We start from the raw sequence: 15,273 nt of genomic DNA on the forward strand, positions 1-15,273 counted from the left end.
CGCCCGGACCGTTCCCGCCCGAGCCGACCACCCGTCTGACCCGACCACCCCCGACCGGAGCCGATCGCCATGAGCGTCACCCCGACCCCCCGCGAGACCGTCCGCCTCACCGTGGCCCAGGCCGTGGTCCGGTTCCTGGCCGCGCAGTTCTCCGAGCGCGACGGGGAGCGCCGGCAGTTCTTCGGCGGGGTGTTCGGCATCTTCGGCCACGGCAACGTCGCGGGCGTGGGGCAGGCGCTGCTGGAGGCCGAGCTGGCCGTCGACGCGGGTGACGGCTGGAAGCCGCCGGCCCACGTGCCCTACGTGACGGGGCGCAACGAGCAGGCCATGGTGCACGCGGCGGTCGGCTACGCGCGCCAGCAGGACCGCCTGCAGACCCTCGCGGTGACGGCCTCGGTCGGCCCCGGGGCGACGAACATGCTGACGGGCGCCGCGCTCGCGACCATCAACCGCCTCCCCGTGCTGCTGCTGCCCAGCGACGTGTTCGCCACCCGGGTGTCCTCACCCGTGCTGCAGGAGCTGGAGCTGCCGTCCGGGTACGACGTCTCGGTCAACGACGCCTTCCGTCCCCTGTCGCGGTTCTTCGACCGCGTGTGGCGCCCCGAGCAGCTGCCCGCCGCCCTGCTCGGCGCGATGCGCGTGCTCACCGACCCCGCCGAGACCGGCGCCGCCACGATCGCGCTGCCGCAGGACGTGCAGGCCGAGGCGTTCGACTGGCCCGTCGAGCTGTTCCGCGAGCGCACGTGGCACGTCGCCCGGCCGGTGCCGGAGACCGCGCTCCTCGCCCGCGCGGCCGACCTCGTCCGCGGCGCCCGGACTCCGCTCGTCGTGGCCGGGGGCGGCGTCACCTACTCGGGCGCGACGGACGCGCTGCGGGCCTTCGCCGAGGCGACCGGCATCCCCGTCGCGCAGTCGCAGGCGGGCAAGGGGACGCTGCCCTACGACCACCCGCTGTGCCTGGGGGCGATCGGCGCCACGGGCACGACGGGAGCCAACGAGATCGCCGCCGAGGCGGACCTCGTGATCGGCATCGGCACCCGGTACTCCGACTTCACCACCGCCTCCCGCTCGGCGTTCCAGAACCCCGGCGTGCGGTTCGTCAACATCAACGTGGCCTCCCTCGACGCCGTCAAGCACGCAGGGCTCGCGGTGCAGGCGGACGCGCGCGAGGCGCTGGTGGCGCTGACGGCTGCGCTGCAGGGGTTCTCGGTGCCGGACGCCTACCGGGAGCGGACGGCGCGGCTGAACGCGGAGTGGGACGCCGTCGTCGAGGGGTTCTACCGCTCGGGGATCGGGGAGCGCACGGGCGTGCTCGCGCAGGCGGAGGTCCTCGGGGCCCTGGACGAGGTGGCCGGCCCGCGCGACGTCGTGGTGTGCGCCGCCGGGTCGCTGCCCGGGGACCTGCACTGCATGTGGCGGGCGCGCGACCCGAAGGGGTACCACGTCGAGTACGGCTACTCCTGCATGGGTTACGAGATCCCCGGCGGGATCGGCGTGAAGATGGCGGCACCCGACCGCGACGTCTTCATCACGGTGGGGGACGGCTCGTACCTCATGATGCCGACGGAGCTCGTGACGGCGGTGCAGGAGGACGTCAAGGTCATCGTCGTCCTGCTGCAGAACCACGGGTTCGCCTCGATCGGCGCGCTGAGCGAGTCCCTGGGCTCGCAGCGCTACGGCACCCGCTACCGCAGGCGCTCGGCCTCGGGCCGCCTCGACGGCGACAAGCTCCCCGTCGACCTCGCGGCCAACGCCGAGAGCCTCGGGGTGCGGGTCCTGCGGGCAGGCACCCGCGAGGAGCTCGTGGAGGCGCTGCGGGACGCCAAGGCGTCCACGGAGTCGACCCTCGTGCACGTCGAGACCGACCTGCACTCGGAGGCCCCCGACGGTGGCGGCTGGTGGGACGTCCCCGTCTCCGAGGTCTCCCACGTCGACTCCACGCGCACGGCGCGCGTCGCCTACGAGGCGCACAAGGCGCGGCAGCGACCGCTCGTCTGACACCCCTCGGCCGGGGGCCCTCGGGAGGCCCCCGGAGAGGTGAGCATGTCCGGACAAACTCTTGACACCGTCCGGGCCGCGCAGCAGAGTTCCAGGAGCCCGCACGAGGCGCAGGCGCACGACGACGTGGAGGACACCGCGACATGGGCCGCACCATCACCATCGGCTCCGCCCCCGACTCCTGGGGCGTGTGGTTCGCCGACGACCCGCGCCAGGTCCCGTACGGGCGGTTCCTCGACGAGGTCCGCGCGGCGGGCTACGAGTGGATCGAGCTGGGACCGTACGGCTACCTGCCGGCCGACCCGGGACGCCTCACCGAGGAGCTCGGCCGCCGCGGCCTGAAGGTGTCGGCCGGGACGATCTTCGCGGCCCTGCACCGGCCCGACCACTACGACGAGGCGTGGGCCCAGGTCGAGCTCGTCGCCTCGCTCACGCAGGCCGTCGGGGGCACGCACCTCGTGGTCATCCCCGGGCAGTGGCGCAGCGACACGACGGGGGAGGCGCTGGAGGACCGCACCCTCACCGACGAGGGCTGGCAGCGGCTGGCCTCGGGCACGGACCGCCTCGCGCGCGACGTGCGGGACCGCTACGGCCTGCAGCTGGCCTTCCACTCCCACGCCGACACCCACGTGGACACGCACGAGCAGATCGACCGGTTCCTCGAGATGACCGACCCCGAGGTCGTGAAGCTCTGCCTGGACACCGGGCACGTCAGCTACTCGGGCGGGGACAACCTCAGGATCATCGCCGAGCACCCCGACCGGATCGCCTACGTCCACCTCAAGCAGGTCTCGCCCGAGGTGGTCGCGAAGGTCAAGGCCGAGGACCTCGGCTTCGGCGAGGCGGTGGCGATGGGTGCGATGGTCGAGCCGCCCACGGGCGTCCCGGACATGCCCTCGATCCTCGCCGCGCTGGAGGGGCTCGACCGCGACCTGTTCGCCATCGTGGAGCAGGACCTCTACCCGGTCGCCCCCGACGTCCCCCTGCCGATCGCCCGCCGGACCTTCTCCTACCTGACGTCCTGCCGGACGCCCGGCGCCTGACCGGGACCGGGGCCGGGCGCCCGTCGTCGGGCCCGGGTACCGTCCGGACGGCACCGCACCGCCGCAACACCGCACCCCCGCACACCGGATCGGGCCCGCAGCCCCAGGACCGGGCCGCTCCCCGCGGCCCGACAGGAAGGACCGGATCGATGAGGATTCGCTCGCGCAAGGCCGCCGTCATCGCCCTCGCCGCCACCGCGGCGCTCACCCTGGGCAGCTGCAGCAGCAGCGGCGGCCGGGAGGACACCGACACCGGAGGGGCGGCGGCCGGGGTCGCGGACACGCCCCGCATCAAGATCGCCATGGTGACCCACGCGGCGCCGGGCGACACGTTCTGGGACATCGTCCGCTCCGGCGCGGAGGCGGCCGCGAAGAAGGACAACGTCGACCTGAACTACCAGGGCGCACCCGAGGCGGCGGACCAGGCCAACCTCGTGCAGAGCGCCATCGACGCCAAGGCCGACGGGATCGCCGTCACGATGGCCAAGCCGGACGCCATGGCCCCGACCGTCAAGGCCGCGGTCGACGCCGGCATCCCCGTCACCGTCCTCAACGGCGGCATCGACGCGTGGCAGGCCACCGGCGCGATCGGCTACTTCGGCTCCAACGAAACCGTCGCGGGCGAGGCCGTCGGCACGCGGCTCAGCACCGAGGGCGCGAAGAAGGTCCTCTGCGTGATCCAGGAGCAGGGCAACGTCAGCCTCGACGCCCGCTGCGCCGGGGTCAAGAACACGTTCACGGGCACGACCGAGAACATCTTCGTCACCGGCACCGACATGCCGTCGGTCCAGCAGTCGATCACCTCCAAGCTCCAGCAGGACCCGGCCATCGACCGGGTGGTCGCCCTGGGCGCGCCGTACGCCCTCACGGCCGTCAAGGCCATCGCCGACGCGGGCAGCCAGGCGAAGGTGGGAACGTTCGACACCAACGAGGAGCTCGTCAAGGCCATCCAGGGCGGCACCGTGGAGTGGGCCGTCGACCAGCAGCCCTACCTGCAGGGCTACCTCGCGGTCGACGCGCTGTGGCTGTACAAGACCAACGGCAACTCGATCGGCGGGGGCCAGGCCACGCTGACCGGGCCCGCGTTCATCGACTCCACCAACGTCGACCGCGTCGCCGACTTCGCCGCCAAGGGAACCCGGTGAGGCTCGCGTGAGCACCTCGGTGAGCAGCCCCAGCGCCTCCGCGGCGCTGCAGGGCAAGGACGACCGCGTCAAGACGCGCTCGGTGACCTCGCGGCTGCTGTCGCGTCCCGAGATCGGCTCCCTCATCGGTGCGGTCGCGGTCTTCGTGCTCTTCTGCGTCGTCGCCCCGACGTTCCGCACGGCCCCCTCGCTGGCCACCGTCGCCTACTCGGCGTCCACGATCGGCATCATGGCCGTCGCGGTCGCCCTGCTCATGATCGGCGGGGAGTTCGACCTGTCGGCGGGCGTCGTCGTCACCACGTCGGCGCTGGCGGCGTCGACGTTCGCCTTCCAGCTGCGGCTGAACCTGTGGGTCGGCATCGTCGTGGCCCTCCTGCTCGCGCTGGCCGTCGGGGCGTTCAACGGCTGGCTCCTGATGCGCACGGGGCTGCCCAGCTTCCTCATCACGCTGGGCACGTTCTTCATGCTGCAGGGCCTGAACCTCGGGGTGACGAAGCTGCTGACGGGCGGCGTCTCGTCGGACTCGGTGGCGGACATGGACGGCTTCTCCGCCGCCCAGGCGGTGTTCGCCTCGACCGTCCAGGTCGGCGGGGTCGGCGTCAAGATCACCGTGTTCTGGTGGATCCTCTTCGTCGCCATCGCCACCTGGACGCTGCTGCGCACGCGAGTCGGGAACTGGATCTTCGCGGCCGGCGGGGACGCCGCGGCGGCCCGTGCGGTCGGCGTCCCCGTGCGGCGCACGAAGATCGGCCTGTTCATGGCGGTCGGGTTCTGCGGCTGGTTCGTGGGGATGCACCAGCTGTTCAGCTTCGACTCGATCCAGTCCGGCGGCGGCGTCGGGCAGGAGTTCATCTACATCATCGCCGCGGTCGTCGGCGGCTGCCTGCTGACCGGCGGGTACGGCTCCGCGATCGGGTCGGCCATCGGTGCGCTGATCTTCGGCATGACGAGCCTCGGCATCGTGTACGCGGGCTGGGACGCCAACTGGTTCAAGCTGTTCCTCGGCGTCATGCTCCTGCTCGCGACGATCGTGAACCTCGTCGTGAAGAACCAGGCGTCCAAGCGGTGAGCGCCGCGACCGCGGGCGCGGCCCCCACGAGCGAGATCCTCCGGCTGACGGACGTCGGCAAGAGCTACGGCAACGTGCACGCCCTGCGCGGGGTGTCGCTGTCGGTGCGCCAAGGCGAGATCACCTGCGTCCTGGGCGACAACGGCGCCGGCAAGTCGACGCTGATCAAGGTCATCGCGGGCCTGCACCAGCACACCGAGGGGCAGCTGGTCGTCAACGGCGAGGAGGTCCGCTTCACCTCGCCGCGCGACTCGCTGGAACGCGGCATCGCGACGGTCTACCAGGACCTCGCGCTGGTGCCGCTCATGTCGATCTGGCGCAACTTCTTCCTCGGCGCGGAGCTCAGCACGGGGTGGGGCCCGTTCAAGCGCCTGGACGTCAGGACCATGGTGCGCACCACCGACGAGGAGCTGACGAAGATGGGCATCAGCGTGCCCGACCTCGAACGCCCCGTCGGGGCCCTCTCGGGCGGGCAGCGCCAGTGCATCGCCATCGCCCGGGCCATCCACTTCGGGGCGAAGGTCCTCATCCTCGACGAACCCACCGCGGCGCTCGGCGTGAAGCAGTCCGGGGTGGTCCTGAAGTACGTCGCCAAGGCCCGCGACGCGGGCCTGGGCGTCATCTTCATCACGCACAACCCGCACCACGCCTACCTGGTCGGCAACCACTTCGTCATCCTCAACCGCGGCAACGTGTCCCTGGACCGGTCGCGGCAGGAGATCACGCTGGAGGAGCTGACCAACGAGATGGCCGGCGGCGCCGAGCTGGCGGCCCTGAGCCACGAGCTCTCCACCGCCGTGCCGGCTCCCGACACCACCGGACGGTGATCCCCGCGTGAGCACGGCGACGGCCCCCCGGGCCCCCCGTCCGGGGGGCGACCGGGACCTCCGCGTCGCCGTGCTCGGCGTCGGGGCGATGGGCCAGGACCACGCCCGGCGGCTCGCGCGGCTGACGAGGGGGACGCAGCTCGTCGTCGTCAGCGACGTCGACGCGGCCCGGACCGACGCCGTGGCCGCCGAGTTCGGGGTCCGCGCGGTGCACGACCCGGTGGCGGCGGTCCACGACCCGGACGTCGACGCCGTGGTGATCGCCACGCCCGGTTCCACGCACGAGGGCCTGGTGCTGGAGGCGCTCGCGGCGGGCAAGCCGACGCTGTGCGAGAAGCCGCTGACCACGTCCCCAGCGACGGCCCGCAGGATCGTCGACGCCGAGCACGCGCTGGGGCGCCCGCTCGTGCAGGTCGGGTTCATGCGCCGCTTCGACGCCGAGTACGAACGGCTGCGCGCTCTCGTCGCCTCCCGCGAGCTGGGCCGGCCGCTGTTCCTGCACTGCGTGCACCGCAACGCGAGCACGCCGCCGAACTTCTCCTCCGAGATGCTCGTCCTCGACTCGGTGGTCCACGAGGTCGACGTCACCCGGTTCCTGCTGGACGAGGAGGTCACGGCCGTCACCGTGCTCACGCCCCGGCGCAGCGCCACGGCCCCCGAGGGGCTGCAGGACCCGCAGTTCGTGCTGCTGGAGACCGAGAGCGGCACGCTCGTGGACGTCGAGGTCTTCGTCAACACCACCACCGGCTACGTCGTGCGCACCGAGCTCGTGGCCGAGCGCGGCAGCGCGCAGATCGGCCTCGGTGTCGGCCTGGTGCAGCAGTCGGGGACCGGTTGGGGCGGCGCGGTGGCCCCGGGGTTCAAGGAGCGCTTCGGCGCGGCCTACGACACCCAGGTCCAGCGCTGGGCCGACGCCGTGCGCAGCGGGGCGGGCGTCGACGGGCCCGGGGTGTGGGACGGCTACGCCGCGGCCGCCGTCTGCGCGGCCGGGGTCGAGTCGCTGCGCACGGGCCGCCGCGTGGAGGTCGACCTGGGCGCCCGTCCCGGCGGCGCCTGAGGCAGGTGGTGCTCGACGCGGCGCGCCCTCGACGCCACCACGGAGCGCGGGGGCCCGTCGTGCCGGCCGCTGGTGACCCGACGGTGTCCTCCGGCACAGTGGGCCCGTGATCGAGCACACCGTCTGCTTCACCCTCGTCCACCCCGAGGGCTCCCCGGCCGAGCGGGACTTCCTCACCGAGGGCCGCGACGTCCTCACCGCCGTCCCGGGGGTGGAGGACTTCACCGTCAGCCGCCAGGTCAGCCCGAAGAGCCCGTTCCGCTTCCGGTTCTCCATGCGCTTCGCCGACGAGGCCGCCTACCGCGCCTACGACGAGCACCCCGCGCACCGCGGCTTCGTCGAGCAGCGCTGGGCCGTCGAGGTCGCCGACTTCCAGGAGTTCGACTTCACCGCCTGGTGACGAGGTCGGCGCTCCTCGAGCTGGGTCCTCAGTCGAAGTGGCCGACTTCATCGACATAGGATAAAGCCAGGCAAAGCTCCTAAGGTGAGGCCGTGCGCGCTCTCACCAACCCGTACACGCCCAACGCGGGTGCAGAGCCCGAGGCCGTCGTCGGTCGCGACGACCAGCTGGAGTCGTTCGACCTCCTCCTCGCCCGTCTCGCTCGCGGCCGCACCGAGCAGTCCATGATCGTCACGGGACTGCGCGGAGTGGGCAAGACCGTCCTCCTGGGCCAGTTCCGCTCCAAGGCGCTGGCGCAGGAGTGGGTCGTCATCGAGCAGGAGGTCAGCAAGCACGACGAGGCCGACTTCCGCCGGGACATGTCGAGCCGGCTGCGAGCCGGCCTGCTGGAGCTGTCACCACGTGCACGGTGGAGCGACCGCTTCCAGCACGCTGCGGCAGTCCTCCAGTCCTTCGCGCTCAGCGTGGACCCGTCCGGCGGCTGGTCCGCCGGCCTGGACGTCCAGGCGGCCGAGGGCTTCGCCGACCACGGCAACCTCGCCATGGACCTGACGGACGTGCTCCTCGCCCTGGGAGAGGCGGCGAGGGAACGGGAGCGCGGGGTGGTCCTCCTCCTGGACGAGGTCCAGTTCCTCAGCAAGCAGCAGCTCGAGGCGCTGATCCAGGCGCTGCACAAGATGGTGCAGCGCAAGCTGCCCATCACCATGGTCGGTGCCGGTCTGCCGCAGATCGCCGAACTGGCTGGTGACGCCAAGTCCTACGCCGAGCGGTTGTTCAAGTTCCCCGAGATCGGCGACCTCTCGGACGCTGACGCGAGGGCTGCGCTGGCGCGACCGGCTCGGGAGGAAGGTGTCACCTACACCGCGAGCGCGCTCGATCGAGCGGTTGACATCACCGGTGGCTACCCCTGCTTCGTCCAGGAACTGGGGTACGCGGTGTGGACGGTGGCCGTGGGTCCCGAGGTGATCGAGGAGGACGTCGAGGCGGCTGTCCCCGCCTACGAGGCGAAGCTGGACGCGTCCTTCTTCCGAATCCGCCTCGACCGTGCGACGGACCTGCAGCGCGCCTACCTGCGGGCCATGGCCCAACTCGGGCCTGCCGCGCAGAAGGCGTCCGATGTCGCCGACGTGATGGGGCGTGCCTCGACCAACCTGGGCCCGACGCGAGCCGAGCTGATCAACATGGGACTGCTCTGGACGCCTCAGCACGGCTACGCCGCCTTCACCGTTCCCCACTTCGACCGCTTCCTCCTGCGGGCGATCCCCAGGCTCGACGTACCGGCACACCGTCCCCGCGGCCGGCGCTCCTCGAGCGAGTAGCCCAGGCCGTCGCCGTTGTGCGACGCTCGGCCTGCACGCACAACAGAACAGCACCACCAGGCCGCATCCCCCGGGCGGGAGAGCCCTGCCGCGCCAGCGGTGGGCACCGAAGGAGCAACCACCCCGGAACCTCTCAGGTCCACGGACCGCCACGGGCAGGCCGCTCTGGAGAGCCGGGCCACGTCGTGGTCCCCGTCGACGGACCCGCTGCGGCGCCGCGGCCCGACGGCTCGACAGAGGGGGTCCCCGTGCGGTCGCACCCGGCGACGGCACGCTTCGAGAGGAGCCCCGATGAGCCGCCCGTCCCCCCTGCACGAGGTCCACGCCGCCCTCGGCGCCACGTTCACCGACTTCGCGGGCTGGTCGATGCCCGTGCGCTACGCCTCCGACCTCGCCGAGCACCGGGCCGTGCGCGAGACGGCCGGCGTGTTCGACCTGTCCCACATGGGCGAGATCCGGGTCACCGGGCCCGCCGCGGGCGCCGCGCTCGACGCGGCCCTCGTGGGGACGCCGTCGGCCATGCCGCTGGGCCGGGCCGCCTACGGGATGCTCGTCGACACCGACGGCGGGATCCTCGACGACCTCGTGACGTACCGCCTCGGCGAGCAGGAGTTCCTCGTCATCGCCAACGCCTCCAACGTCGAGGTCGTGGCGACGGCGCTGACCGAGCGCGCCGCGGGCTTCGACGCCGTCGTGGCCGACGAGTCCGAGCAGCACGCCCTCGTCGCCGTGCAGGGCCCGGCGTCCGCGGCGATCCTCGCGCCGCTCGTCGACGTCGACCTCGCCGTCGTCCGCTACTACCGCTCGCAGCCCGCGACCCTGCGCACCGCAGGCGGTCCCGTCGACGTGCTGCTCGCCCGCACCGGGTACACGGGGGAGGACGGCTTCGAGGTGTTCACCGCGACCGGCGACGCCGTGGCCGCCTGGGAGGCCCTGCTCGGCGCCGGCCGCGAGCACGGCGCCGTCCCCGCCGGCCTGGCCTGCCGCGACACGCTGCGCCTGGAGGCCGGCATGCCGCTGTACGGCCACGAGCTGACCCGGGACCGGAACCCCTACGAGGCGCGGCTGGGCCGCGTCGTGAAGCTCGACGCGCCGGGCGACTTCACGGGCCGCGCGGCGCTGGAGGCGGCCGCCGCCGCCGAGCCCGCCGAGCTGCTCGTGGGTCTGCGGGGCAGCGGCCGGCGCGCGGGCCGCGAGGGGTACGCGGTGCTGTCGGGCGACGACGTCGTCGGCCGCGTCACCAGCGGCGCGCTCTCCCCGACGCTCGGGTACCCGGTCGCGATGGCCTACGTGCGGGCGGACCTCGCGGCCGTCGGGACCGCCCTGGCCGTCGACGTGCGCGGCAGCGCGCAGCCCGTCGAGGTCGTCGAGCTGCCCTTCTACCGCCGGGTGCGCTGACGTGGCCGTCAGCGTGTTCGACATGTTCTCGATCGGCATCGGCCCGTCGAGCTCGCACACCGTGGGGCCGCTGCGCGCCGCCTGCGCCTTCGCCGAGGCGCTCGAGACCGACGGGCACCTGCCCCGGACCGCCCGCGTGAGCGTGGAGCTGTGGGGCTCGCTCGGCGCCACGGGACGCGGGCACGGCAGCGACCGGGCCGTGCTGCTGGGCCTGCTGGGCCAGCACGCCGAGACGGTGGACATCGAGATCGTCCCGACGCTGCTGGAGTCGGTGCGCGAGCGCGGCACCCTCGACCTCCTGGGCCGGCACCGCATCGCCTTCGACGTCGACGCCGACCTGGTGCTCGTCGGGAACCGGGCGCTGCCGGACCACCCGAACGGGATGGTGTTCCGCGCGTTCGCCGCGGACGGTGCGCTGCTCGCCGAGCGGACCTCCTACTCGGTCGGCGGCGGGTTCGTCCGCGACCACCCGCTGGACGCGACCGCCCCCGTCGCCGAGGTGGGCGCGGAGCTGCCGCACCCCTTCCGCACGGGCGCGGAGCTGCTCGACGCGTGCCGCGCCACGGGGCTGAGGGTCGCGGACCTGGTGCGCCGCAACGAGGAGCACGTGCGGACGTCCGCGGAGGTCGACGCGGGCCTGCTGCGCATCTTCGCGGCCATGGCGGCCTGCGTGGACCGCGGCCTGGTCTCGGGCGGCACCCTGCCCGGCGGCCTCGGCGTGCGCCGCCGCGCTCCCGGGCTGCACGCGCAGCTGCTCGCCGAGGACGCCGATGCGGACTCACCCGTCGACGCCCTGCGCGCCATGGACTGGGTGAGCCTGTTCGCGCTCGCCGTCAACGAGGAGAACGCGGCGGGCGGACGGGTCGTGACGGCGCCCACCAACGGCGCCGCGGGCATCGTCCCCGCCGTCCTGCACTTCTACCGCCGCTTCGTGCCCGGCGCCGACGACGCCGGCACCGTCCGCTTCCTGCTCGCCGCGGGGGGCCTCGGGATCGTCCTGAAGGAGACGGGGTCCATCTCGGGCGCGGAGGTCGGCTGCCAGGGCGAGGTCGGGTCCGCGAGCGCCATGGCCGCGGCCGGTCTCGCGGAGGTGCTGGGGGGGACCCCGGAGCAGGTCGAGAACGCCGCCGAGATCGCGATCGAGCACCACCTCGGCCTGACGTGCGACCCCGTCGGCGGGCTCGTGCAGATCCCCTGCATCGAGCGCAACGCGGTGGGCGCCACGACCGCGATCCACGCGGCGCGCACCGCGATGCGTGGCGACGGGGTGCACGTCGTCAGCCTCGACACCGTGATCCGCACGATGCGCCAGACCGGGGCGCACATGCGCTCGGAGTACAAGGAGACCTCCCGGGGCGGGCTCGCGCTCACGGTCGTGGGGGTCAACGTCCCCGAGTGCTGAGGGCCGGGTGCTGAGGGCCGGGTGCTGAGGCGGGCCGCCGCCGCGTGCCGGACGATGGGAGCATGCCCGCACGTCGTCGCACCGATCCCGTCGAGGGGCTCGCGGCCGCCCGGGCCGCTCTGAGCACCATCGCCGAGGGCGGCCAGCCCCCGCGCTCGGTGCTCGCCACCGGCGTCCGCTACGCCCTCGAGGAGCTCGCCGCGCGCTACCCCGGCGGCAGCGTCGAGGTGCGCGTCCCGCCCTTCGGTGCGGTGCAGGTCATCGAGGGCCCGCGGCACACGCGCGGCACGCCTCCCGCGGTCGTGGAGATGGACGCCGTCACGTGGCTCGAGCTGGCGGGCGGGCGGGTGCCCTTCGAGGTCGCGCGCACCGCCGGACGGGTCCTCGCCAGCGGCAACCGCGCCGACCTGAGCGACCTGCTGCCGGTGCTCGAGCCGGACGCGGCAGGACGTACGGTCGCAGGGTGACCGACGCCGAGCACCGCCCCGCTCTCGACGAGCCGGCCGGGGACCCCGACGCCGCCGCCCGGCCCGCGGCGGCGCCCGAGCCCGTGGCGTCGCCCGAGCCCGTGGCGTCGCCCGAGCCCGTGGCGTCGCCCGCGCCGGGGAGCGAGCCCTCCGACGCCGCCGCGGAGGCGGCCGACGGGACGGCCTTCGTGCAGGTCACCCGCCGGCGGGCGCCGCGGTACAAGGCCTTCGTGCTCACGGGGATCGGCGTCGCGGTCCTCGTCGCGTTCGTCACGGCCCTCGTGAGCACCCCGAACGGGGGGTACTCGCAGCGCCAGCTGTTCGGCTTCCTGCTCGTGTCCCTCGGCATGGTGGGGGCCATCGTCGGCGGCCTCGTCGCGGTCCTGGTGGAACGCCGGCGCTGAGCCGGGGCCGCACCCACGCGGTCGGCCCGGGCGGGCCCGGTGTGCCACACTCGGATCGTGGCCCGCGGTGACGGACGTCTCAACCACGACCTGCTTCCCGGAGAGAAGGGACCTCAAGACGCGTGCGGCGTCTTCGGGGTCTGGGCTCCCGGTGAGGAAGTCTCCAAGCTCACCTTCTACGGTCTGTACGCCCTGCAGCACCGGGGGCAGGAGGCCGCCGGCATCGCCGTGAGCAACGGCGAGCAGATCCTCGTGTTCAAGGACACCGGGCTCGTGTCCCAGGTCTTCGACGAGTCGGCGCTGGAGTCCCTGCAGGGGCACATCGCGGTCGGGCACACCCGCTACTCCACGACCGGTGGGGGTGGCTGGGAGAACGCGCAGCCGACGCTCGGCGCGACGGCCGGTGGCACGGTCGCCCTGGCCCACAACGGCAACCTCACCAACTCCTTCGCCCTGCGGGAGCTGCTCGCGGAGCGCTACCCCGACCAGCCGGGGCCGGCGGGCCGCGCGTCCTCCGTCGGGGAGATCGCCCGCGGCAACACGACCGACACGGCGATCATCACGGCCCTCTTCGCGGGCGACCCCGACCACACGCTCGAGGCCACCGCGACCGAGGTCCTGCCGCACGTGGAGGGCGCGTTCAGCCTCGTGTTCATGGACGAGCACACGCTCTACGCCGCGCGCGACCGCCACGGCATCCGTCCCCTCGTGCTCGGCCGCCTCGACCGCGGCTGGGTCGTGGCCAGCGAGACCGCCGCGCTCGACATCGTGGGCGCCAGCCAGGTCCGGGAGATCGAGCCGGGCGAGCTCATCGCGATCGACGCCGACGGCCTGCGCTCGTCGCGGTTCGCGGAACCCAAGCCCAAGGGCTGCGTCTTCGAGTACGTCTACCTCGCGCGCCCCGACACGACCATCAGCGGCCGCGTCGTGCACGAGGCCCGCGTCGAGATGGGCCGCACGCTGGCCCGCGAGCACCCCGTCGAGGCGGACCTCGTCATCCCGACGCCGGAGTCGGGCACGCCCGCCGCGATCGGCTACGCCGAGGCGTCCGGGATCCCCTACGGCCAGGGCCTGGTGAAGAACGCCTACGTCGGGCGCACGTTCATCCAGCCGAGCCAGACGATCCGGCAGCTGGGCATCCGGCTGAAGCTGAACCCACTCAAGAACGTGGTGCACGGCAAGAAGCTGATCGTGGTCGACGACTCGATCGTCCGCGGCAACACCCAGCGGGCGCTCATCCGGATGCTGCGGGAGGCGGGCGCCAAGGAGGTCCACGTGCGGATCTCCTCGCCCCCGGTGACCTGGCCGTGCTTCTACGGCATCGACTTCGCGACGCGTGCCGAGCTCATCGCGACGGGCCTGGGCGTCGAGGACGTGCGCACGAGCATCGGGGCGGACTCGCTCGGCTACATCTCTCCCGAGGGGATGATCGAGGCGACCGAGCAGCCCGTCGAGAAGCTGTGCACGGCCTGCTTCAGCGGGACCTACCCCGTGCCGCTGCCCGACGTGGAGCGGCTCGGCCGGCACTCCCTCGACGCGCGGCGCATCCCGATCACGCCCGTCGCCGCCACCCGGTGACGGCCTCCGGCAGCGGGCGGCCCACGGGCGGCACGACGTACGCGGACGCGGGCGTCGACGTCGTCGCGGGGGACCGCGCCGTCGAGCTCATGAAGGCGTCCGTCGCCCGGACGCACGGCCCGCAGGTCGTCGGCGGCTTCGGCGGCTTCGCGGGGCTGTACGACGTCAGCGCGCTCAAGGCGTACCGTCGCCCCCTCCTGGCGACGAGCACCGACGGCGTCGGGACCAAGGTCGCCGTGGCGCAGGCCCTCGACGTGCACGACACGATCGGCGCCGACCTCGTCGGCATGGTCGTCGACGACGTCGTGGTGTGCGGCGCGACGCCGCTGTTCATGACCGACTACGTGGCCTGCGGCCGGGTCGTGCCCGAGCGGATGGCGGCGATCGTCGCGGGCATCGCCCGCGCGTGCGAGGAGGCGGGCGTCGCGCTCGTCGGCGGCGAGACCGCGGAGCACCCGGGGCTGCTGGGCCCCGACGAGTACGACGTCGCGGGTGCCGTGACGGGAGCCGTCGAGGCCGACGAGCTGCTCGGCGCCGAGCGGGTGCGCGCCGGCGACGTCCTCGTGGCGATGGCGTCCTCGGGCCTGCACTCCAACGGGTACTCGCTCGTGCGCCGGGTCGTCGCGGACGCGGGCTGGGGCTACGAGCGCCACGTGGAGGAGTTCGGTCGCACGCTGGGCGAGGAACTGCTCGAACCCACCCGCATCTACGCCCGGCCGGCGCTGGCGACGCTGGCCACCGGCGGGGTGCACGCCATGAGCCACGTGACCGGCGGGGGGCTCGCGGCGAACCTGGCGCGCTGCCTGCCGGCCGACGTCACGGCGGAGGTCGACCGCTCGACCTGGACCCCGGGGGCCGTGTTCTCCACGGTCCGCGACCTGGGGGGCGTCCCCGCGGCGGACCTCGAGCGGACCCTCAACCTGGGGGTGGGGATGGTGGCCGTCGTCACGGCCGGATCGGTGGAGGCCGTCGTCGGCAGCCTCGAGGGCGCGGGCGTCCCGGCGTGGGTGTGCGGTGAGGTCCGGCCCCGCACCGCGGCGGACGGCGAGAGCAACGGCAAGGGAGTGTCAGGCGGCGTGACGCTCCTCCGTGGCCGGCACCCGGGCTGGTGACGGTGGTGGCAGCGGCACGCCGACCGGCATGCGTGACTTCAGGACTGGGACGGA

General features: G+C 73.5%; 14 protein-coding genes and 1 riboswitch. All 14 genes read left to right on the forward strand.

Annotated elements, in window-relative coordinates:
- Positions 1 to 69 precede the first annotated feature (69 nt).
- The 14 genes from iolD to purM all read left to right on the forward strand — a co-directional run bounded on the left by iolD (position 70) and on the right by purM (position 15,219).
- Positions 70 to 1,998 (forward strand): 3D-(3,5/4)-trihydroxycyclohexane-1,2-dione acylhydrolase (decyclizing), encoded by a 1,929-nt coding sequence (iolD, locus tag GTR02_RS00880; RefSeq protein WP_166605586.1) that lies wholly within the window; start codon positions 70 to 72, stop codon positions 1,996 to 1,998.
- 143 nt (positions 1,999 to 2,141) lie between these two features.
- Positions 2,142 to 3,041: a TIM barrel protein gene (locus GTR02_RS00885; protein ID WP_166605587.1), complete on the forward strand. Its 900-nt coding sequence runs from the start codon at positions 2,142 to 2,144 to the stop codon at positions 3,039 to 3,041.
- 149 nt (positions 3,042 to 3,190) lie between these two features.
- Complete coding sequence (locus GTR02_RS00890; RefSeq protein ID WP_166605588.1) at positions 3,191 to 4,186, forward strand: sugar ABC transporter substrate-binding protein; 996 nt, start codon at positions 3,191 to 3,193, stop codon at positions 4,184 to 4,186.
- A gap of 7 nt (positions 4,187 to 4,193) precedes the next feature.
- The gene (locus GTR02_RS00895; RefSeq protein WP_338073487.1) at positions 4,194 to 5,255 is read left to right on the forward strand and encodes an ABC transporter permease; all 1,062 of its coding nucleotides are present in this window, start codon (positions 4,194 to 4,196) and stop codon (positions 5,253 to 5,255) included.
- Entirely contained in the window at positions 5,252 to 6,082 is an 831-nt protein-coding gene (locus GTR02_RS00900; RefSeq protein WP_166605589.1) for an ATP-binding cassette domain-containing protein, read from the forward strand. Before GTR02_RS00895 ends, GTR02_RS00900 begins: the two co-directional genes overlap by 4 nt.
- Before the next feature lie 7 nt (positions 6,083 to 6,089).
- Positions 6,090 to 7,139, forward strand: a complete 1,050-nt coding sequence (locus tag GTR02_RS24090; protein WP_338073488.1) for a Gfo/Idh/MocA family protein — start codon at positions 6,090 to 6,092, stop codon at positions 7,137 to 7,139.
- A gap of 106 nt (positions 7,140 to 7,245) precedes the next feature.
- Positions 7,246 to 7,539: a Dabb family protein gene (locus GTR02_RS00910; protein WP_166605590.1), complete on the forward strand. Its 294-nt coding sequence runs from the start codon at positions 7,246 to 7,248 to the stop codon at positions 7,537 to 7,539.
- Positions 7,540 to 7,631: 92 nt separating this feature from the next.
- On the forward strand, positions 7,632 to 8,858 hold the full coding sequence (locus GTR02_RS00915; protein WP_166605591.1) for an AAA family ATPase: 1,227 nt from the start codon (positions 7,632 to 7,634) through the stop codon (positions 8,856 to 8,858).
- A gap of 65 nt (positions 8,859 to 8,923) precedes the next feature.
- A riboswitch (glycine riboswitch) is annotated at positions 8,924 to 9,017 on the forward strand.
- 132 nt (positions 9,018 to 9,149) lie between these two features.
- Positions 9,150 to 10,256: a glycine cleavage system aminomethyltransferase GcvT gene (gcvT, locus tag GTR02_RS00920; RefSeq protein WP_166605592.1), complete on the forward strand. Its 1,107-nt coding sequence runs from the start codon at positions 9,150 to 9,152 to the stop codon at positions 10,254 to 10,256.
- A 1-nt stretch (position 10,257) separates the two neighbouring features.
- Positions 10,258 to 11,658 carry an L-serine ammonia-lyase gene (locus tag GTR02_RS00925; protein ID WP_166605593.1) on the forward strand — a complete coding sequence of 467 codons (1,401 nt, stop codon included), beginning with the start codon at positions 10,258 to 10,260 and terminating at the stop codon, positions 11,656 to 11,658.
- 62 nt (positions 11,659 to 11,720) lie between these two features.
- Positions 11,721 to 12,125: a sterol carrier family protein gene (locus GTR02_RS00930; RefSeq protein WP_166605594.1), complete on the forward strand. Its 405-nt coding sequence runs from the start codon at positions 11,721 to 11,723 to the stop codon at positions 12,123 to 12,125.
- Entirely contained in the window at positions 12,122 to 12,529 is a 408-nt protein-coding gene (locus GTR02_RS00935; RefSeq protein ID WP_166605595.1) for a hypothetical protein, read from the forward strand. The genes GTR02_RS00930 and GTR02_RS00935 overlap by 4 nt, the downstream gene beginning before the upstream one ends.
- A 54-nt stretch (positions 12,530 to 12,583) precedes the next feature.
- Positions 12,584 to 14,107 carry an amidophosphoribosyltransferase gene (gene purF / locus GTR02_RS00940; protein ID WP_166605646.1) on the forward strand — a complete coding sequence of 508 codons (1,524 nt, stop codon included), beginning with the start codon at positions 12,584 to 12,586 and terminating at the stop codon, positions 14,105 to 14,107.
- Positions 14,104 to 15,219 (forward strand): phosphoribosylformylglycinamidine cyclo-ligase, encoded by a 1,116-nt coding sequence (gene purM, locus GTR02_RS00945; RefSeq protein ID WP_166605596.1) that lies wholly within the window; start codon positions 14,104 to 14,106, stop codon positions 15,217 to 15,219. Before purF ends, purM begins: the two co-directional genes overlap by 4 nt.
- Positions 15,220 to 15,273 lie beyond the last annotated feature (54 nt).

The sequence above is a fragment of the Kineococcus siccus genome, from assembly GCF_009906795.1.
In the GTDB taxonomy this organism is placed as follows: domain Bacteria; phylum Actinomycetota; class Actinomycetes; order Actinomycetales; family Kineococcaceae; genus Kineococcus; species Kineococcus siccus.